The organism is Mycolicibacterium wolinskyi str. Jessa 2025, assembly GCF_049241375.1.
GTDB classification, from domain to species: Bacteria; Actinomycetota; Actinomycetes; order Mycobacteriales; family Mycobacteriaceae; genus Mycobacterium; species Mycobacterium wolinskyi.
Window position 1 is genome coordinate 5,792,377 of the sequence record NZ_CP185960.1, and the last position, 19,524, is coordinate 5,811,900.

General features: G+C 66.1%; 21 protein-coding genes. 8 read left to right on the forward strand and 13 right to left on the reverse strand.

The features are described from left to right. Position 1: 1 nt before the first annotated feature. From ACOI2T_RS28660 to rplM, 5 genes are all read right to left on the reverse strand, one after another. Complete coding sequence (locus ACOI2T_RS28660) at positions 2 to 307, reverse strand: DUF7162 family protein (RefSeq protein ID WP_067842579.1); 306 nt, start codon at positions 305 to 307, stop codon at positions 2 to 4. A gap of 41 nt (positions 308 to 348) precedes the next feature. Next, the gene (gene glmM, locus ACOI2T_RS28665) at positions 349 to 1,686 is read right to left on the reverse strand and encodes a phosphoglucosamine mutase (RefSeq protein ID WP_085146662.1); all 1,338 of its coding nucleotides are present in this window, start codon (positions 1,684 to 1,686) and stop codon (positions 349 to 351) included. A gap of 151 nt (positions 1,687 to 1,837) precedes the next feature. Then, positions 1,838 to 2,263: a hypothetical protein gene (locus ACOI2T_RS28670; protein WP_409502006.1), complete on the reverse strand. Its 426-nt coding sequence runs from the start codon at positions 2,261 to 2,263 to the stop codon at positions 1,838 to 1,840. 334 nt (positions 2,264 to 2,597) lie between these two features. Further along, positions 2,598 to 3,059 carry a 30S ribosomal protein S9 gene (gene rpsI, locus ACOI2T_RS28675; protein WP_084356365.1) on the reverse strand — a complete coding sequence of 154 codons (462 nt, stop codon included), beginning with the start codon at positions 3,057 to 3,059 and terminating at the stop codon, positions 2,598 to 2,600. Next, positions 3,056 to 3,499 carry a 50S ribosomal protein L13 gene (rplM, locus tag ACOI2T_RS28680; protein WP_067842570.1) on the reverse strand — a complete coding sequence of 148 codons (444 nt, stop codon included), beginning with the start codon at positions 3,497 to 3,499 and terminating at the stop codon, positions 3,056 to 3,058. Before rplM ends, rpsI begins: the two co-directional genes overlap by 4 nt. A 475-nt stretch (positions 3,500 to 3,974) precedes the next feature. Here rplM and ACOI2T_RS28685 point away from each other — a divergent pair, with 475 nt between their 5' ends. The 8 genes from ACOI2T_RS28685 to ACOI2T_RS28720 are packed head-to-tail and all read left to right on the forward strand — an operon-like array spanning position 3,975 to position 10,627. Continuing rightward, a complete protein-coding gene (locus tag ACOI2T_RS28685; protein ID WP_409502007.1) occupies positions 3,975 to 4,856 on the forward strand; it encodes an ABC transporter permease in 882 nt (293 codons plus the stop codon). Beyond that, positions 4,844 to 5,641, forward strand: a complete 798-nt coding sequence (locus ACOI2T_RS28690; protein WP_409502008.1) for an ABC transporter permease — start codon at positions 4,844 to 4,846, stop codon at positions 5,639 to 5,641. The genes ACOI2T_RS28685 and ACOI2T_RS28690 overlap by 13 nt, the downstream gene beginning before the upstream one ends. A 40-nt stretch (positions 5,642 to 5,681) precedes the next feature. Then, positions 5,682 to 6,752 carry an ABC transporter substrate-binding protein gene (locus tag ACOI2T_RS28695; protein ID WP_067842564.1) on the forward strand — a complete coding sequence of 357 codons (1,071 nt, stop codon included), beginning with the start codon at positions 5,682 to 5,684 and terminating at the stop codon, positions 6,750 to 6,752. Further along, positions 6,752 to 7,825, forward strand: coding sequence for an ABC transporter ATP-binding protein (locus ACOI2T_RS28700; protein WP_409502009.1), 1,074 nt, complete (start codon positions 6,752 to 6,754; stop codon positions 7,823 to 7,825). The genes ACOI2T_RS28695 and ACOI2T_RS28700 overlap by 1 nt, the downstream gene beginning before the upstream one ends. 46 nt (positions 7,826 to 7,871) lie before the next feature. Continuing rightward, entirely contained in the window at positions 7,872 to 8,672 is an 801-nt protein-coding gene (locus tag ACOI2T_RS28705) for a carbon-nitrogen hydrolase family protein (protein WP_409502010.1), read from the forward strand. Continuing rightward, positions 8,672 to 9,346 carry an RraA family protein gene (locus ACOI2T_RS28710; protein WP_409502011.1) on the forward strand — a complete coding sequence of 225 codons (675 nt, stop codon included), beginning with the start codon at positions 8,672 to 8,674 and terminating at the stop codon, positions 9,344 to 9,346. The genes ACOI2T_RS28705 and ACOI2T_RS28710 overlap by 1 nt, the downstream gene beginning before the upstream one ends. Positions 9,347 to 9,384: 38 nt before the next feature. After that, entirely contained in the window at positions 9,385 to 10,119 is a 735-nt protein-coding gene (locus ACOI2T_RS28715) for a 3-keto-5-aminohexanoate cleavage protein (RefSeq protein ID WP_409502012.1), read from the forward strand. A 34-nt stretch (positions 10,120 to 10,153) separates the two neighbouring features. Continuing rightward, positions 10,154 to 10,627, forward strand: a complete 474-nt coding sequence (locus ACOI2T_RS28720; protein ID WP_409502013.1) for an Lrp/AsnC family transcriptional regulator — start codon at positions 10,154 to 10,156, stop codon at positions 10,625 to 10,627. Here ACOI2T_RS28720 and ACOI2T_RS28725 read toward each other — a convergent pair. The 8 genes from ACOI2T_RS28725 to ACOI2T_RS28760 all read right to left on the reverse strand — a co-directional run bounded on the left by ACOI2T_RS28725 (position 10,570) and on the right by ACOI2T_RS28760 (position 19,523). After that, positions 10,570 to 11,148 carry an Lrp/AsnC family transcriptional regulator gene (locus tag ACOI2T_RS28725; protein ID WP_275082834.1) on the reverse strand — a complete coding sequence of 193 codons (579 nt, stop codon included), beginning with the start codon at positions 11,146 to 11,148 and terminating at the stop codon, positions 10,570 to 10,572. The genes ACOI2T_RS28720 and ACOI2T_RS28725 overlap by 58 nt on opposite strands. A gap of 53 nt (positions 11,149 to 11,201) precedes the next feature. Next, complete coding sequence (gene eutC / locus ACOI2T_RS28730) at positions 11,202 to 11,975, reverse strand: ethanolamine ammonia-lyase subunit EutC (RefSeq protein WP_409502014.1); 774 nt, start codon at positions 11,973 to 11,975, stop codon at positions 11,202 to 11,204. After that, a complete protein-coding gene (locus ACOI2T_RS28735) occupies positions 11,972 to 13,387 on the reverse strand; it encodes an ethanolamine ammonia-lyase subunit EutB (protein WP_085146645.1) in 1,416 nt (471 codons plus the stop codon). The genes eutC and ACOI2T_RS28735 overlap by 4 nt, the downstream gene beginning before the upstream one ends. Further along, positions 13,384 to 14,796 (reverse strand): ethanolamine permease, encoded by a 1,413-nt coding sequence (gene eat, locus ACOI2T_RS28740; RefSeq protein ID WP_409502015.1) that lies wholly within the window; start codon positions 14,794 to 14,796, stop codon positions 13,384 to 13,386. Before eat ends, ACOI2T_RS28735 begins: the two co-directional genes overlap by 4 nt. Before the next feature lie 205 nt (positions 14,797 to 15,001). After that, positions 15,002 to 15,400 carry a glycerol dehydratase reactivase beta/small subunit family protein gene (locus tag ACOI2T_RS28745; RefSeq protein ID WP_409502016.1) on the reverse strand — a complete coding sequence of 133 codons (399 nt, stop codon included), beginning with the start codon at positions 15,398 to 15,400 and terminating at the stop codon, positions 15,002 to 15,004. Next, positions 15,366 to 17,225, reverse strand: coding sequence for a diol dehydratase reactivase subunit alpha (locus ACOI2T_RS28750; protein ID WP_409502017.1), 1,860 nt, complete (start codon positions 17,223 to 17,225; stop codon positions 15,366 to 15,368). Before ACOI2T_RS28750 ends, ACOI2T_RS28745 begins: the two co-directional genes overlap by 35 nt. Further along, positions 17,225 to 17,797, reverse strand: coding sequence for a propanediol/glycerol family dehydratase medium subunit (locus ACOI2T_RS28755; RefSeq protein WP_409502018.1), 573 nt, complete (start codon positions 17,795 to 17,797; stop codon positions 17,225 to 17,227). The genes ACOI2T_RS28750 and ACOI2T_RS28755 overlap by 1 nt, the downstream gene beginning before the upstream one ends. A 1-nt stretch (position 17,798) precedes the next feature. Next, complete coding sequence (locus tag ACOI2T_RS28760; RefSeq protein ID WP_409502019.1) at positions 17,799 to 19,523, reverse strand: propanediol/glycerol family dehydratase large subunit; 1,725 nt, start codon at positions 19,521 to 19,523, stop codon at positions 17,799 to 17,801. Between the last annotated feature and the right edge of the window lies 1 nt (position 19,524).

The following is a 19,524-nucleotide window of genomic DNA, read 5'->3' on the forward strand; positions in this document are numbered from 1 at the left end:
GTCAGCCCACCCGGCTCGCTGCTCGGCCGTCGGCGGCAACATACCGATCCGCCGAGGCTCGCAGCACGGCGCCGATCTCCCCCGCCGCGCGGGCCCATTCTCCGAGCGGTTCGGCCAGATCGTCGAGGGCGGCACGCACCGCGTCGCCCTGGGCAACATGGGCCTGGCCGGCCGCCGATCCGTCGAAAGCCGCTCTGCTCAACCGCGTCCGGACGGTGGCGTCGACGATGTCTGCCGCGGCCTCGTACTGGCGCGCCGCGTCCATGAGTGCCTCGACGTCGATACGGGCAGCGTCAACTACTCCCATGTCCGGTTAGACGCGGACGGGGCCCAACGGGTTCCGTCGAATCAGCGTTGATGGCTGACAGATTCAGCCACGCGCACCGCGAGCTGGCGCGCGGTGTTCTCATCGGCGGCCTCGACCATCACCCGGACCACCTGCTCGGTGCCCGACGGGCGCAGCAGGATGCGTCCGGTGTCGCCGAGTTCCGCTTCGGCCTGCGCCACCGCCGACTGCACCGACGGGGCCTTGGCCACGGTTGCCTTGTCGGCGACCTCGACGTTGATCAGAACCTGCGGCAACGTCTGCATCGGAGCCGCGAGCGCCGCCAGAGTCGAGCGGGTCTGCGCCATGCGCGACATGAGCCGCAGGCCGGTGACGATGCCGTCACCCGTCGTACCGAGGCCGGGCATCACGATGTGGCCGGACTGCTCGCCACCGAGCGAGAACTCGCCGGCCCGCAGCTCTTCGAGGACGTAGCGGTCACCGACGCTCGTGGTACGGACCTCGATACCGGCCGCACGCATGGCCAGGTGCAGGCCGAGGTTGCTCATCACCGTGGCCACCAACGTGTTGGACGCCAACTCGTCGGCTTCTTGCATGGCCAGGGCGAGCACGACCATGATCGCGTCGCCGTCGATCACCTGCCCGGTCGCGTCGACCGCGAGGCAGCGGTCGGCGTCGCCGTCGTGGGCCAGTCCGAGATCGGCACCGTGTTCGACGACCGCGGCCTGCAGCACCTCCATGTGGGTGGAGCCGCAGCCGTCGTTGATGTTGAGGCCGTTGGGCTCGGCGTTGATCGCGATGACGTTGGCGCCCGCGGCCCGGTAGGCGCGGGGCGCGGCCGCCGAGCCCGCGCCGTGCGCACAGTCGACGACGACGGTCAGTCCCTCAAGCCGCGTCGTGACGGCCTTGCTCACGTGGCGCAGATAGCGGTCCAGCGCGTCCTCGGCGTCGACCACCCGGCCGAGGCCCGCGCCCGTCGGCCGCTGCCCCGGACCCGCGTTCACCAGTTCTTCGATGCGGTCCTCGGTCGCGTCGTCGAGCTTGTGCCCGCCGGGACCGAAGATCTTGATGCCGTTGTCGGGCATCGGGTTGTGCGATGCCGAGATCATCACGCCGAAGTCGGCGTCGTAGGCGCTGGTCAAGTACGCCACCGCGGGGGTGGGCAGGACTCCGACGCGCAGGGCGTCGACGCCCTCGCTGGTGAGGCCCGCGATGACCGCGGCTTCCAGCATCTCGCCGCTCGCCCGCGGGTCACGTCCGACCACGGCGACCCGCCGCCCGTGTCCGGCGGCGTTGCCGAGTCGCCGGGCAGCCGCGGAACCCAGCGCCAGCGCGAGCTCCGCGGTCAGATCGCGATTTGCGACGCCGCGCACGCCGTCGGTGCCGAACAGTCGAGCCATGCCCTTAAACTTCTCATAATTTCCCGCCCGAAACACAACCGACGAGGTCAACGACCGTGCCGCGGCCGAATCGGTACCGGATCGAGACAAAGAGAATCGCCGCCCGCTCCCCTCGTCTGGGTGCGGACGGCGATTCACCTAGCTGCGAGGCCTAGCTGCCTTCACCACTGCCTTCCTCGGCGGGGGCCGGAGCACTCCCGGTCTCCTCGGCGGTGCCGGAGCCCTCGGAGCCCTCTGCCGCGCCCTCGGGCTGTTCGGCCGCGCCCTCGGCGGGTGCGCCCTCGTTCTGCTTGAACTCGACCGCGCCAACGTTGTTGTTGCAGACATTCTGCTGCGTGCCGCTGGCGTCGACGTTCTGCGCGACCGTGGTCACCTGGGCCACCTCGCCGTCGCAGACGCCTGCGGCGATCTGGGCCGCGGTGCCGATAGGCACGTCTTCGAGAACGCCTGCGGTGCCGAGTGCGAGATCCACCTGACCGTCATTCGGCTGAGCGTTGGCGATGCCCATTCCGGCGGACAGGAACAGCGCCCCACCGAACGCGGCGCCGACTGTCACTCGCTTGATAGTGCTCTTCATCAACTACTCCCTTTCAGTCAGGAAGCGGTCCGGTCCCCCAACGAGCTGACTGACTCGCACCGGCGGCAGATTCGGCCTGCCTGGGCGCGCTTCCACGCCCCCGCCTCGACCCCATGGTTTTTCACATTCGCGCCGGATGTCAAACCAAGATCAGCCGATAATTCGCATGAATATCGACAATCGAATTAGCTCACCATTCGGCGAATATCGCCGTGAGCAGGAAACCATCAAATTCGCCTGCCGGCGGAGACCATTACTGAAAATGCCGACATCGGCAGAATAAAAACCGCCGAGCGTGGATGATTCCACGCTCGGCGGCATAAGGCTGTACAGATCAGCGCTTGCTGTACTGAGGCGCCTTGCGGGCCTTCTTGAGGCCGTACTTCTTGCGCTCGATGGCACGCGGGTCACGCGTCAGGAACCCGGCGCGCTTCAGCGCGGGACGATCCTCCGGCTGCACCAGGATGAGGGCACGCGCGATCGCGAGGCGCAGCGCACCGGCCTGGCCGGACGGGCCGCCACCATCGAGATGGGCGTAGATGTCGAACTGCTCCAGCCGATCCACGGTCACCAGCGGGGCCTTGATCAGCTGCTGGTGCACCTTGTTCGGGAAGTAGTTCTCCAGGGTGCGGCCGTCCAGGTTGAACTGGCCGGTGCCGGGCACCAGGCGAACCCGCACCACGGCCTCCTTGCGGCGGCCGACGGTCTGGATGGGACGGTCGATGATGACCGGCTCGCGCGGCTCGGCGGCCTCGGTCACGACCTCTGTCACCTCGGTCTCTGTCACTTCGGTCACTGGGCCACCTGCTTGATTTCGAACGGAACCGGCTGCTGCGCGGCGTGCGGATGATCAGGACCCGCGTACACCTTCAGCTTCTTCTGGATCTGCCGGCCGAGCTTGTTGTGCGGGAGCATGCCGACGATCGCGTTCTCGACAACGCGGGTCGGGTGCTTCTCCAGCAACTCACCGATCGTGCGCTTACGCAGGCCGCCGGGGTAACCCGAGTGGCGGTAAGCGAACTTGTTGGTGAGCTTGTCGCCGCTGACGGCGATCTTCTCGGCATTGATGACGATGACGAAGTCGCCACCATCGACATTGGGCGTGAATGTCGGCTTGTGCTTGCCGCGCAGCAGCTTGGCTGCTTCGACGGCGAGCCGGCCGAGCACCACGTCTTGGGCGTCGATGACGTACCACGAACGCGTGGTGTCACCCGCCTTCGGCGTGTAAGTAGGCACAGTGCTTACCTTCTCTTCTCGGGTTGAGTGCCGGTCAGGCATGTGCACTGGGATTCCCGGCGACCGACATTGACCCGGGGCCCGCTTGCCCATGAGGGCAGCACACGCCAACGGAGCAGCTTACCGGCCGGTGTCCGCGCAGGTCAAAACGCGGTTGCGGGCGCCGAGCGTTGGCTTGTGTGCGTGATTCGCGGCAAATCTGGCACACAAGCCAACACTCGTCGGGAAAGGCCGTCCTCCTGGCGCTGGGTTCGATGTAGCCCTCGGTCGCGCAGGCGACAGTGCCGAGTGTGAACAAGATCGCGAGATTCGCCGGAAAAGCCGCAATCTTTTTCACGTTGGGCGCGCTGGACGCCTGCGATATGCGCACAGATGTAACGCGTCAACCACTGATCTCGAAGCGAGAAGCGCTCCCAGCCACCTCGGCTCAGCAGAACAATGATCACACCCGACCAGCCAGAGAGTGAAACACCGGATGACCACCACCGACGCGCCGCGTTCCAACCGGCGCCAGACGCTGACCGCCTGGCCGCTGCTAGCGCCGGGACTGCTGATCGTTTGTGTGCTGGCCGTGCTCCCGCTCCTGCTGGTCGCCCGCAACAGCGTGGCGGAGGCGGACCGTTACGGCCAGGTTCGCGGCGGGTTCACCTTCGAGAACTTCACCCGACTGGCCGATCCGGTGTACGCGAAGACGCTTGTCTACAGCCTCGCCATGGCGGCGCTCAACACCATCTTCTGCCTCGTCGTCGGATACATCGTCGCGTACTACACGGTTTCCCAACCCGCTCATCGCCAACCGTTGATCCTGCTACTCATCATCGTGCCGTTCTGGACCGACTTCCTGGTGCGCACCTTCGCGTGGATGACGCTGCTCGGATCAGACGGTCCCGTCCTCGGCCTGCTCCGAATATTCGGCGATGTGGGCGATCCCCTTGTGCCGAGCCAGACCGCCGTCATGCTGGCGCTGCTCTACGCATTCTTGCCGACCGCAATCTTTCCCATCTACGCGTCGATGCGCGGCATCGACCCGTCACTGCGCGAAGCGGCCGCCGACTTGGGCTGCGGGTGGTGGCGCACCCATTTCCGGGTGATCGCACCACTGAGTTCAGCCGGGATCGTCGCGGCCGCGCTGTTGATCTTCGTGCCGACGCTGGGGGTGTTTGTGATACCGGTGCTTCTCGGCGGCGGAAAGAGCCTGCTGGTCGGCAACCTGATCGTCACGCTCTACACCGAATTCCGCAATCAGCCAATGGGCGCAGCACTGTCCATGGTCGTGCTCATCCTCATGATTGCCTCGATCGGCATCGCCGGGCTGATCCTGAAGTTCCGTAATAGGAGCGCACGATGGACCGCCTGACGGGCTGGGTCGCCAAGGCGGCCTTGGTTTTTCTGTACGTACCGATCGTGGCCGTCGTGGTGTACTCGTTCAACGCGTCGGAAACCAGCAGTCGGTGGGGCGGATTCAGCGTCAAGTGGTACGGCGAGGTGTTCACCGACCGCGCACTTCTGAAAACCCTGCAGACGAGTTTCACCGTTGGAGCCATTGCCGCGGCGGTTGCGACGACGGTCGGCTTCCTCACAGCTTTCGGCCTCGCCCGATACCGCGTCAAGGGGCGTACGTTGTTCCTCGGCGCGGTCCTGCTTCCCCTTGTACTCCCCGAGATCGTCCTCGGCGCAGCATTACTCACCGTATTCAGCACCGTCCAGCTGCCGCTCGGCATTCCGACCATCGTGCTCGGCCACATCGTCATCTCGTTGCCCCTGACGACGTTGATCCTGATGGGTGCGATCAGCTCCCTGGACAGCTCGCTCTCCGAAGCGTCCGCAGACCTCGGCTGCACACCGTGGCAAACCTTCATCCGCGTGCTTTTCCCACTGCTGCGGTCGTCGATTCTCGCCGCGTTCCTACTGGCGTTCACGACATCGTTTTCCAACATCGTCATTTCGACCTTCACCAGCGGCGTCGGCTCCACAACGCTGCCCCTGCGCATCTACAGCCTGCTGAAGACCGGCATCACACCCGAGATCAACGCGCTCGGCGCAATGTTGATAGTCGCGACCGTGCTGCTCATCTTCGCCGTCGGCATCCAACAGATGCGGCGGATTCTCGTCGGCTACGAAAATGCCGGCCAATCCAGCTGACTCGTTCACTTCCTAACTCGCCACACGAAAGGGCACCACCATGCAGAAGACAACCAGGCCGAAACGACGCGTCGCATGTATCGCGCTCGCGGTGGCGTCGGCGCTCGCCCTGACCGCGTGCGGCGGCAGTGATTCAGGCGAGGCGAACGAGCTCAACCTGTACGCATGGGCCGGCGAAGTTCCCGATTCCGTGATCGAAGCATTCGAGAAGGAAACCGGCATATCGGTCAACGTAGACACGTTCGACAGCAACGAGACGATGATTGCCAAGCTCTCGGCGGGCAACACCGGCTACGACATTGTCGAGCCCAGCCAGTACGCCGTCCAGAATCTGGCGGGACAGAACCTCGTCGACCCGATCGACTACAGCCGGGTTCAGGGCATGGACAATGTCATGGACAAGTTCGTCAACCCCGGCTTCGACCCGGAAAACAAGCATGCCGTTCCGTGGGTTTGGGGTACCACGGGCCTGCTGTACAACCAGGCGTGTACGAAAGCTCCACTGACAAGCTGGAATTCACTGTTCGATCCCGCCTACCGCGGCAAGATCTACATGCTCGACAACATGCTGGCCAGCTACATCGTCGGCCTGCAATCGACCGGATCGAGCGCAACGTCGACCGATGAAGCCGAGATCGAAAGAGCCACCGAGAAGCTCCTCCAACAGAAACCCCTACTCGCGGGTTACAACTCGACGAACTACTACGACCTGGTGGCCGCAGGCGACGCGTGCGCGTCACTGGCTTGGGGCGGTTCGTCAGTCGGCAAGGTCGTCGCGGCCAACCCGGACGTGAAATACACACTTCCCGTAGAAGGCGGCACCCTGTGGGTGGACAGCTTCTCCATCGCCAAGGGAGCACCTCACCCGGACGCCGCATATCAGTGGTTGAACTTCGTTCTCCGGCCGGAAGTCGGCGCGATGGCAACCAACGACGGATCGCTCGCCACCACCAACCAGGCTGCACAGACACTGATCACCGATCCGAGCGTGCGCGAGAACCCCGCGATCTTCGTCTCCGACGATCAACTTCGAAAGGCTGAATTCATCCTCGATCCGGGTGAGGCGATGAAGTACTACCAGGACGGCTGGACCAGGATCAAGGCCTCCTGATGTCCACGTCGGCGATCCGCCTTTCCGGGATCACGAAGTCTTTCGGCGACGCTACCGTTGTTCATCCGCTCGACCTCGAAATCGGTCAGCACGAGTTCTTTTCGATCCTGGGCCCCTCGGGGTGCGGAAAAACGACACTCATGCGCATGATCGCCGGCTTCGAGACGCCGTCAGCCGGCGAGATCGAGCTGGCCGGAACGTCGGTGACCGACGTGCCGACTCGAAAACGCGACCTGAACATGGTGTTTCAGAGCTATGCCCTGTTCCCCCATCTGACCGTGGCCGAGAACGTGGCATTCGAACTGCGGGTCAAACGGGTGCCAAAGTCAGAGGTTGTGGAGCGGGTCGACGCTGCGCTCAAGCTCGTACGGCTTGAGGCGCTCGCGAATCGCAAGCCCACACAACTCTCGGGCGGCCAACGTCAACGCGTCGCACTTGCCCGCGCAGTTGTCGGGCGTCCCGCGGTCATTCTGCTCGATGAGCCGCTCGGCGCGCTCGATCTTCAGCTTCGCAAGGAGATGCAGGTCGAACTCAAAAAGCTGCAACGCGAGGTGCACACCACCTTCGTCTACGTCACTCACGACCAAGAGGAGGCGTTGACCATGAGTGACCGCATCGCTGTCATGTCTGCCGGACGGATACTACAGATCGGCTCACCGACTGAAATTTACGAACATCCCGCTTCGCGCTTCGTCGCCTCGTTCATCGGTAGCTGCAACGTCATCGAGGCCGCAAAGGTCGGCGACGACATCGTCGTACCGGCTGTGGGGCCAGTCCCGGCCACAACCATCGGGGAGATCCCCGATGGTGCTGCGGTCGGTCTGGCGCTACGCCCCGAAAGAATCTCGATCGGGGCCACGCAGCCTGACGCGGACTTTGCGATCAGGGGCGCACTGACCGAATCGATCTACACCGGCGACGAGTGGCGGTTCGGCGTGCGCATCGCACCGGAGGCACACCTCGTGGCCACGGTACCGAGTGCACAGCTCACGCCCGAGCTGGCCGCGGTAGAGCCTGGCGGCACCCTGTGGCTCAGCTGGCGCGCCGCGGACGCCAAGGCGCTCGCCTCCTGAATCTGGAAGCGGTTCAACCACCTTCATCGTCTAGAAAGGAGTGGTCATGCGTGTTGCCATCGCGCAGTTCGGCCCCACCACCGACACGACGGCGAACCTCGCCGCCATCGACCGACTCACCGCCCACGCCGCCGCAGACAGCGCTGACGTGATCGTTTTCCCCGAGGAGGCGATGCTCAGCGTCGACGGTCTCGATCACCGGCTCTCCGAGCTGGTCGACCTGCAGTGGCCCCTTTTCGAGGCGCACCTTTCCGGTCTCGCCGAAAGTCACGACATCGCCGTCATCGCGGGTGGCTATGAGCCGAACGGAACCTCTCGCCCCAACAACACACTCGTCGCGGTGGATTCGGGCGGTGACGTCCTCACCCGCTACCGCAAGCTGCACCTGTATGACGCGTTTGCGTATCGCGAATCCGACTACGTGACACCGGGCCCCACGTTGCCGCCGGTAATCGACCTCGCGGGGTTGCGCATCGGACTGGTGAACTGTTACGACCTTCGGTTCCCGGAACTCACTCGCCACTTGATCTCGCAAGGCGCTGAACTCATTTCGGTGTCAGCCGCATGGATGTCGGGGCACCGCAAGGCAGACCATTGGGAAACGTTGGTGCGTGCCCGTGCAATCGAGAACACCGTCTGGGTCGCGGCTGCGGGCACCATTTCGTCCGCGTGCATCGGCGATTCCCTGGTGGTCGATCCGCTCGGGGTGGTGAAGGCGGCACTCGGCGACGAACCGGAGGCCGTGGTCACCGTCGAGATTTCGACCGCGCGGACCCAGGCTGTTCGCAGCGTCTTGCCGGCACTCGACAACCGGCGTATCGAGCTCACGATGACGGTGACCTCGTGATGACACCGATCACCTTCAATTCCGCTCCCCCGCGGCTGGATCCGTCGCTCGTCGGCAAGCTCGAGCGAGTCTCGTTCCCGACGCTCGGGCACTACCTCGAAGAAGGCTTCGTCGATCCGTCACTCGTGCGTCAGGCGGGATCCGGCCGGGTCGTGGGCCGGGCGGTAACCGTTCGCACGACCGCTACCGACTCGACGATGTTGCATCATGCGGCCGGTTACCTGGAGCCGGGTGACGTACTCGTGATCGACACCGGCGGCGACAGGCGCCACGCCCCGGTCGGTCTCGTCATCGCCGCCACTGCGGCAGCGCGCGGCGCACGTGGGATCGTCGTCGACGGCGTCGTCACCGATGTCGAGGAAATCGCCGAGCTCGGGATACCGGTATACGCCTACGGCCGCAGCATGTTGACCACCAAGCTGCACGGCATCGACGCCGGCGGCCATCACGTAGCTGTCTCCATCGGCGGAGTGGCTGTCAGTTCGGGCGATGTCGTACTGGCTGACGTGAACGGGGTTTTCATCGGCGCCGCCGCCGTACTCGCGCAGGTGATCGACGTTGCGCTGCAAGACGATGCGGAGGAACCCGCACTCATCGATCGAATCCGGGCAGGTGCGCGGCTCGGGGAGGAAACGGGCGCGACGAAAGCCCTGCTGGACCTGCGCCAGGAGTGACGAGAGACGAAGGACAACGTCGACAAGGAGCTTGCGAGATGTTTTTGAAAGCCGCGATCAACGGCGGGCGTTCCCGCGCGGAGGCGCCGACGGTGCCACTGACCCCGGAGGAGATCGCGACAGATGCCTCACGGGCCATCTCACTGGGCGCAGCGGTGGTCCACGCTCACGCGCGCACCGCCGATGGTGGACAGAGCATCCACCCCGACGATATCGGCGCGATGGTGCGTGCTGTCCGGGCCACGGACACCTCGGTGATCATCGGCACGACGACCGGGCTGTGGACGTGTTCCGGCCATGACGAACGCATGCGCCATGTTGCCGGTTGGCCCGACGGCGCACTCCCCGACTTCGCGTCGGTCGCATTCTCCGAGGAGGGAGCCGCCGAGGCCGCGCAACTGTTGGTATCCCGAGGCGTCGTGCTGGAGAGCGCGGTCTGGTCCATCGACGATGTACCGAGCCTGCTGTCCTCACCGACACTGCATCAGAACGTCCGGATCCTCATCGAGCCCGAGACTGCGGACCCGGACCAGGCGATCGCCGAGTGCAGACAGATCGCCGCGATTCTCCGCGACGCCGGCGCGACGTGTTCGATCCTCTACCACGGGCAGGACGGTACGGCGTGGCCTGTGCTGCGCGCCGCGGTCGAAGACGGTGTGGAGGCGCGGATCGGGCTCGAGGACGTGACATGTGATTCCGCGGGGAGCGCAGCCGACAACGCAACCATGATCTCCGAGGCGCTGGCAATCGGACGGAGTTGCCCCGACAGTTAGCCGACACGGAGGATATCCTCGGCGAGAGGCTGACATGTTCGATGAGACGGATCGCGCAATAATCGCGATGCTCGGCCGCGATGGGCGCCGGACCTTCACATCCATCGCGGCAGAGCTGGAGGTGAGCGAGGCGACCGTGCGCGGCCGTGTCGCCAAACTCCAAGAGCAGGAAGCGTTGCACATTGTCGCGCTGTGTAATCCGCTGACCCTCGGCCATCAATCGTTACGGCTGATGCTCGCCGTGCGCGACCACACACCGCGCTCCGTCGCCGTCGCACTCACTTCGATGCCGCTCGTCAATCACGTCGCATTGTGCACCGGTTCGCGCGATGTCTACGTGGAGGCCACCTGCCGAGACCTCACCCAGGTGCGCGCGCTTCTCGATGATGTCCGGCGCATTCCCGGCGTTGCAACCATGGACCTCTACGTGCTCACCGAGCTGTTCAAGGACTACTCGTGGTTGGGTTTACGCGGCGGCGTCGGGCAGGGCTCGACAGCACCGGCCTGACGGTTCGTGGCCTCGCGAAAACCCGCCCACAGGTAACTGTCCTCGAGGACCTCCAGAACGGTAGCCGTCTCGAGCCGTTCGATTCCCCGGATGCGCCGTACCGTTTCGTGCAGAAACTGTGACAGGTGATTGTTGTCTGCGCAGCGGACGTCGAGCATGAGGTCGAACGCACCCAGCGCCGCGCCGACGAATTTGACCTCGGGGTGCGCTGCAAGCTGGCGCGCGACGCTGTCCACTGTCACGCCGCGAACCTGGATCGAGATATGTGCCTCGATCTCGCCCAGTTTGGGCGCATCCGACATGCCGACAACCTGGACGATCCCAAGCTTTCGCAACCGGTTGTACCGAGAACGCACAGCTGCTTCACTGAGCCCCACGTACCGGCCGATCTCACCGAAAGACCTTCGGCCGTCGATGCGTAACTGATCGATGATGCGACGGTCGATGCTGTCAGCGAGCTGAGGATCCACCCCGTCATTCTGCCCTTCAGTTACGGCCAGCCACGCGCCGAGCGTGAACAAGATCGCGAGATTCTCGGGAAAACGCGCAATCTTGTTCACGTTCGGCGCTGCGGTCACTCCAATTCGGTGGCACCGCTCGGCCCCAGCGCGGCCGTGCGTGACGTGTCCTTGAGGTCGACGCCGGAGCGGCCCAGTGCCAGCGCGCCGTCGACCAGGCCCGCCGCGATACGCGCGGCCTCGGCGTAGCCGAGCCCGTCCGGCGGGTGGATGTTCGAGATGCAGTTGCGGTCGGCATCGGTACGGCCCGGCATCGGCAGGTGGGTCAGATAGATGCCGAGACTGTCGGCCACGCTCAGGCCGGGCCGCTCCCCGATGATCACGAGCACGGTCCGACAGCGCATCTGGGCTGCGATGTGGTCACCGAGCGCCACCCTGGCCTGCGTGGCGATCACCGGCGGGGCCAGGGTGTGGCGGTCGGCGAGCCGCGCGACCAATTCGGTCAGCAGCCCGGCACCGTGGTGGTTCAGCGCGGTCGGCGACAGCCCGTCGGCAAGCACGAAGCCGATATCGGCCCCGGACTCGGGCACGTCCATGTCCGCTGCGGGCGTGCGGCCGAGATCGGGCCTGCGCAGGTACTCGTCGCGTGACGTCGCGCGGCTCGTCACCACGATCGGCTCGCCGATCCCGATGTCGCGGATCTCGGCGGCCAGCTCCTCGGTGTCGAGCGGTACGTGAACGGCATCTCGTGCGGCGGCGTGGGCCGCGGCCAGCTCGAGCACCTGCCGGGTCGGCAACGCATTTCCCGCTCGGCCGAGGCCGATCCTGGCCTGGGTGGTCTTGCGGAGCTCGTCCCAAAAGTCTTGGACGGCAGGGTTGTTCGTGCTCACATCGCCTCCGCCGAGGTCAACGACCGCAACACCGAACGCTCCAGGTCGAAGGGCGTCAACCGGCCGGTGTCGTCGACCATTCCCACACTGCGCAGCCACGATTCGAACTCCGGCGCGGGCCGCAGCCCGAGCGTGCGCCGGGTCACGAGCACATCGTGGAACGACAGGCTCTGGTAGCCGAGCATCACGTCGTCGGCACCAGGAACGGTGATCACGAATGCGACGCCGGCCGCGGCCAACAATGTCAGCAGCGTGTCCATGTCGTTCTGGTCGGCCTCGGCGTGGTTGGTGTAGCAGACGTCGACGCCCATCGGCAGGCCGAGCAGCTTGCCGCAGAAGTGGTCTTCGAGCCCGGCGCGGATGATCTGCTTGCCGTCGTAGAGGTACTCGGGGCCGATGAAGCCGACGACGGTGTTGACCAGCAACGGCTGCAGGTCACGCGCCACCGCGTAGGCGCGGGTCTCCAGGGTCTGCTGATCGACGGGCTTGCCGCCCACGCCGAGATGGGCGCCCGAACTCAACGCCGAGCCCTGGCCCGTCTCCAGGTACATGACGTTGTCGCCGACCGTGCCGCGGTTGAGCGAGCGGGCCGCGTCCCGGCCTTCCCGCAGCAACTGCAGGTTCACCCCGAACGCGGTGTTGGCGCCCTCGGTCCCGGCGATCGACTGGAACACCAGGTCCACCGGTGCACCCGCCTCGATCAGCCCGATCGTGGTGGTGATGTGCGACAGCACGCACGACTGCGCGGGGATGTCGTAGCGCGTGCGGATCGAGTCGAGCAGGTACAGCAGGTCGGCGGTGGCCTGCGGCGAATCGGTCGCCGGGTTGATCCCGATGACGGCGTCGCCGCAGCCCAGCAGCAGCCCGTCGAGCACCGCGGCGGCGATGCCGCGGGGATCGTCGGTCGGATGGTTGGGCTGCAGCCGGGTGGCCAGCGTGCCGGGGGCGCCGATCGTGGTGCGCAGCGCCGCGGTGACCTGCGCGGCCGCCGATACTGCGATCAGATCCTGATTGCGCATGATCTTGCTGACCGCCGCCACCATCTCCGGGGTCAAACCCGGTGCGACGGCGGCGAACTGCTCGGCACTGTGATCGTGCGAGGCGGTCTCCAACAGCCAGTCCCGGAACCCGCCGACCGTCAGGTGCGACACCGGCGAAAAGGCTTGGCGGTCATGGCTGTCGAAGATCAGCCGGGTCACCTCGTCGGTGTCGTACGGCACCACCTCTTCGTTGAGGAACGTGTCCAGCGGCAGGTCCGCGAGCACCCAGGCCGCCGCGGCCCGCTCGCCATCGTGTTCGGCTGCGCACCCGGCGAGTTGATCGCCCGAGCGCAACGGGGTGGCCTTGGCCATCACCTCGACGAGTCCGTCGAAGGTGTAGGTCACCCCCGACACCTGCTGCCGGTACTTCACTTCAGTTCACTCTCCGCTTTGGCCAGCATTGCGAATTCCTCATCTGGCGAGTTGGCCACCAGGCGGTGGCGGCTGTAGACGGCGAAATAGACCATGAACGCCGCGAACACCGCCAGGCACCAGCCCGCCGCGACGCGATCGACCAGGAACGTGGCGATGACCGCCAGGACCGCGACGACGAGTGCGAATCCGGTGGTGACCGCCCCGCCCGGCGTGCGGTACGGACGCGGCATGTCGGGTTCGCGACGCCGCAGCACAATGTGGCTGACCATCATCAGCACGTAGCTCACCGCGGCGCCGAACACCGCCATGTTGAGCAGCAGCGCGCCCTGACCGGTCAGCGACAGGATGAAGCCGATGACGCCGGGGATGATCAGCGCCAGCGTCGGCGCCTTGCGAGAGTTGGTCACCGACAGCACCTTTGGCAGATAACCGGCCCGCGACAGCGCGAACAGCTGACGCGAGTAGGCGTAGATGATCGAGAAGAAGCTCGCGATCAGGCCAGCCAGGCCGATGTAGTTGACGACCTTGGCGGCCGTGCCGTCGCCCAGCGCCTCGACCAACGGGTTACCCGAGTCCGACATCTCATCGGCACCGCCCGCGCCGGTGGTCAGGAACAACACCGCCACACAGGTGACCAGCAGGACGGCCATGCCGGCGATGATGCCGCGCGGGACATTGCGCTCAGGGTTCGCGGTCTCCTCGGCCGCGAGCGGCACGCCCTCGATCGCCAGGAAGAACCAGATGGCGAACGGGATCGCGGCCCAGATGCCGAGGTAGCCGTGCGGCAGGAAGGCGGACGACCCCGCCGCGCTCTCGTCCACCGCGATGTTGGTCAGGTTGGCGACGTCGAAATGGCCGAGCGCGGCGATGGAGAACACCAACAGGCCCACGAGCGCGATGGCGGTGATCACGAACATCACCTTGAGCGCCTCGCCGACACCGGCCAGGTGGATGCCGATGAACAGGGCGTATGCGGCGAGGTAGACCCACCAGCCGCTCGTGATACCGAATAGCCCCAGTGACTCGACGTATGCCCCGATGAACGTCGCGATGGCCGCGGGGGCGATCGCGTATTCGATCAGGATCGCGGTGCCGGTCGCGAACCCGCCCCACGGGCCGAGCGCGCGACGGGCGAACGTGTACCCACCGCCCGCGGCCGGTAGCGCCGACGACAGCTCGGCCATACCCAGCACCAGGGCCAGGTACATGCCTGCGATGATCACCGCCGCGATCGCGAGCCCGCCGAACCCGCCTTCGGCCAGGCCGAAGTTCCAGCCCGAGTAATCACCGGACACCACGTAGCTGACGCCGAGCCCGGCCAGCAGGACCCAGCCCGCCGTGCCCGATTTCAGTTGGCGCTTCTGCAGATAATCTGCACTCTCCAGGTGCTCTTCCACACCCGCCATGGCAAACTCCCTTGTTTTCCAATGCTTTTGCATTCGACATCCGCCAGCCGGAGACTGACCAGAAAGCGGCAACCAACCTTTCGGCACCCGGTTACCAGGCTTTCAACGCTCGGCCCTCACTCCCCAAGTGCGCCTAAAGGTCTGAAACTCAACCTTTGATAAGAGAGTATCGCTCCCCTTGGGCGTTGTGTCCACCCAAACAGCGTTATTTGCTGAACCGGTTTTGCCGCTTCAGCGGCAGACCCACCACGATGCGGGCCGCGTTGTGCCCGAGCGTTCGGGCCGTACCGGCATCAGCCGCGCCGCCAGAACTCAAGTCCGGCAACACATCTGCGAGCTGGTCATGGTGCACGCAGACGCCGCCGGTGACGTCGAGACCGATGCCCACGCGCAAGGGTGACCGCATTGCCGCCTGCCGCGCGAGATCGGCTGCGGCGGCGTCGGAACCTGCGGGCAGCAGCGAGTACGGAACGCCCTCCTCCTCGATGCCGGCGAGCACTTCACGCTCGATCGCACCACCGCCGGCCCCACTCACGACCACGATGGCGGGCCGGTCGGGTTGCCCGCCGCTACGTCCCAACTGCGGACCCCACCAACTGCGCATGCGAGGCCACCAGGCCGGTGGCCACCGCGTTACGCGGTCCCTCGCTGCCCCGGACGTTGCCTGTGCCGCAGACGATCCCGTACGGGGCCAGGGCATCGGCGATGAGCTCGGGAATCTCGAAGTCGAGTGCACAGCCGCCGAGTAGCACCACGAACCCGATCTGGCGCAGATCGCCGCCTGGCGCGATGGTGCGCAACGCCCGCAGGGCATTGACGACGAAGACGCGTTCCTTCGCGGCGCGGCGCACGACCCTGATCCGGTCGATCGAATGACGCGTCGGTATCGGGCTCATACCGTGCTCGGCCAGCGTAACTACCCTCGCGAACGCCGTTGCCGGTAACGGCTTCTCGAAGAACTGCACGGTGCCGTTCTCCAGCCGGACGTGAAAGAAGCTCTCGGCTTTGCCGAGCGGGTACCGCTTGATGTCCTCGGCCAGCTCAAGGTTGTCGAGGCCCAGTTCGGCGTCGATCAGCTTGGTGACGAGATCGCCCGCCCCGGCCAGATGCACGGCGTCGATGTCACCGGCGGCCTCGATCAACGCCGCGTCGGTCGAACCACCACCGAGATCGAGCACGACGAGCGGCTTGTCGGTACCCGGCGTGGTGAGGGCACCCAGCCCCGCCATCTCGGCTTCGACCCCGCCGACGACGACCTCGACATCGCAGGCACCCGCGGCCTGCAGGCGTTGCCGCACGGCCTCGGCCACCGCCCGCATACCGCTTTCCCTGGTACGCACCATGGCCGCCAGTGCCACCGCGTTCTCCAGCGCCACCTCGCCCGCCACCCCGCCCCGCACCTCCTGCGGCACAAAGGTGTCCACCGCGAGCAGGTCTTGAATGTGCACGTCGGCGACCGCGTGGTTGGACAGATCGGCCATGCTCTGACGCACGTTGGCGATCATGCCCCCGGTGTTGGTGCCCGCTTCGCCCGTCACATCGGCCAGCGGGCTGACGCGCTCGACCGCGGCCATGATCTCGACCGCACCGCGCGACACGTCCACGGTCGCCCGTTTGCGCTCACCGGTCAGCTCCAGGGCGCCCGCCGGGATCGTCCGATCGGCGACGTCACCGGCGGGTGTACGCACCACGACCGCCGAGCGGTTGCCCGTCAGCGCCCGCGCGACCGGCGAGACCACTCGGGTGGCGGCCGCGTCGAGCTCGAAGATCGTGGCCAGCCCGTAGGCGTTGGACAGCGTGCGGATCGACTGGCCGGGCCCGGCGACCTCGACCGCCGCGAGCATGCCCAGCGGCACCGCGTCGATGCGCGACACCTCGTCGATGACCGGGATCGCCACGTCGAGCCGGTTGACCACCAGCACGGCGTCGTCGTTGCCGAGGATCGCCCCCGTCACGCGAACCCCGCGCTGCGTGGCGGCGTTGATGGCGCGGGCCGCGACTTCGAAGTCGACGCCTTTGGGCACGACCACGATCGTGCCCGCGTCCGTGGCGATTTCGGCGAGGTCGTCGAACGCGACGGTGATGCCCACGCCGAGCCCGCGGCCGCCAGGCGTGCGTGGATCATGGCCGATCATCGTCGACTCGGTGATGATCGTCTCGGTGATGGTCTCCATCGCCAGCCCGCTGATGACCGGCGTGGCCTCGTTGAGCAGGACGACATCGAGGTCGGCGAACGCCAGGCCTGCGACGTCGAGCGCGCGGGCCACCGCGGCGGCCACCCCGTCGACATTCTTCGGCGTGCCCTTGATTCCCGTCGTCGGCGTGAGCGCCGCACCGCAGAACCGCACCGTTCCGTCGGGTGCGATGGTCGCGGCGCTGGCCTCCGTCGTCGAGTTACCGATGTCGACGCCGACAACGGTACGGGTCATCAGTTCGCCACGGCCTCGGAGAATTGCGGGATCACCTCGACGGGCTTGGCGTTCTTGCGGATCTGTTCGGTCTCCTTGAGGTGCAGCAGCGCCGCCTTGGCCTGCCAGCGCGGCCGGGCCATCTGGTCGTTGAGCGTCGGAACCGGTTCGGGTGACTCGCCTTTCGCATACTGCGCGGCGTTCGAGCCGATGCTGCGGTAGGTCTCCAGCGTCATGAGCGGGCTCTGCGGAAACAGCTCCAAGCTCGACAACCGTGGCAGGTCACGCTGGTGGATCATCGACGTACCGCGCGACAGGATGCCGATGCCGATGCCCGAGCCCGACAGCTTGGCCGCGGTGTGCGCGACCACCGCCAGATCGCTGCTGTGCCGCACGCGGATACACCGGGCACCGACCTCCTGCTCCTCGATGCCCGCCAGGATCTGGCGGATCACGTCGGCCTGCGACAAGCCGATGATGGTCTGGCTGAAGAAGTCGGCGAAGGCAGGCGAGATCGCCAGCACCACCTCGTCGGAACGCTTGCCCGGCTCGGCGGTCGTCTCACCGGTGAAAGCGAGTGTTCTGTCGGACATTTCACTCCACCTCCAATTCCGGATTCTCGGCACTCGTGACGTGACGCAACCGCTTCATCTCCTCCCAGCGCGCGCCGGACGGGCGGTAGCCGGTGCCGGGGCCCGCGTAGTCGTTGCGGTCGTTGACCGCCGACAGCGGCTTGAGGTCGCGCGTCATGATCGCCGAGGTGTGCAGCAGATCGCCCGAAACCCGTTGCCGCAGAACGGCGAGCAGATTCTCGGCGATGTCGGAGAACCCTGTCGATTCGAGCGCCTTCACGAGGTCGAGACCTGTCACGTTGCGGTCCATCACCTGCTGGGCACCCTTGAGGTCTTCGAGCACGTCGCGCGGGATGAGCTCGCGACTGCCGTGCGCGTAGACGGCGGCCTCGATCTCGGCATCGGAGATCGCCGGCAGGTCGAGGTAACGGAACACCGCCTGCAGAGCCTTGCCCGCGCGGCGGCGCACCGCCAGGATCTCGGCCTCGTTGACGTGGCGCAGACCGCCGTCGATCTGCAGGTCGCGCTGGATCGTGTTGAAGTCGTCGAAATCCTCGGCGTCGACGTTGGACCCGGCGAACATGTTGTCGTAGTTCGGTGTTGCCGAGTAGCCGGACGTGATGAAGTCGGTGCCCGGCATCATCTGCGGCAACAACCGGGCCGTACGCCGCATCGGGGAATGCGAGAACGACTGGTCGTTGCCCGACGCGCATTCGAGATCGACGGCCGACGCGACGAGGTTCTCGGCGGCCACGGCCCGGATGCCCGCCGGCACCGCGCCCGGTACGCCGATGCACGAGATCGAGCCGTTCTGCAGGCCTTGCACGCCTGCACCTTTCGCGACGAGGATGCACCGGATCTCCAGGTACAGCATGGACCGCCCCTCGGCGTTGCCCATCTGCACCTCGGACCCGGTTCCGGACGTGAACCGCATCTTGATGCCACGCGACGCGTACGCCGCGGCGAGGAAAGCCTTCGACCACGGCGTGTCGTCACCGTCGACGAACACCGACTCGGTGCCGTACACCGAGATGGTCTCGGCGTAGGCCGTGATGCCGCGCATGCCCAGCTCGAGCTCGGTGGCCTCTTCGAGCGCGCACTGGGTCAGCGGCCCGCCGGTGCCGACCTGGCTGCCGATCTGTAGCGCCATCGCGACCAGCGGGGCGTAGCGAACCACGCCCAAAGTCGTTTCCACTTCCGAGAATCCGCGCAGCGACGCCTCCGCGGCCTCGCACGCGACCTGCAGTGGATTGTCGCGGGCACTGGTGCAGTGCGCCTGGTTGGCCGGGGTGCGGCGGGCACGCATCTTCTGGATGCCCATCATGATCTCGACGATGTTCATCGTCTTCATGACTTCGAGCAGCTTGGCCGGGGTCAGGCCGCCCGTCACCGCGATCACCTCGTCGCGGGTCACGTGCGGATCGACCAGCATGCGGGCGATCTCGACCGCCGGGATCGCCATCGACTGTTCGGTGGTCGCCACGTCGATCGCGTGGTCGGCGATGAACTGGTCGATGAAGTCGAAGTCGGCGCGGGCCCGGCCGTCCATCTCGACGATCACGCCGTCGACGACACGCACACTTGGCTCCGGATCGAACGCGCTGTCCAGCGCGACCATGCCGACTTCTGGCCACTCCTCGACGAATCCGTCGAGGTTGACCGGACGGTCCTCCAGAACCTTCGTCCGCTCCGACTGCCGCTTCTGGGTCGTCTGGGCCGATACCGACCCGGGCGATACTGCCGTCACG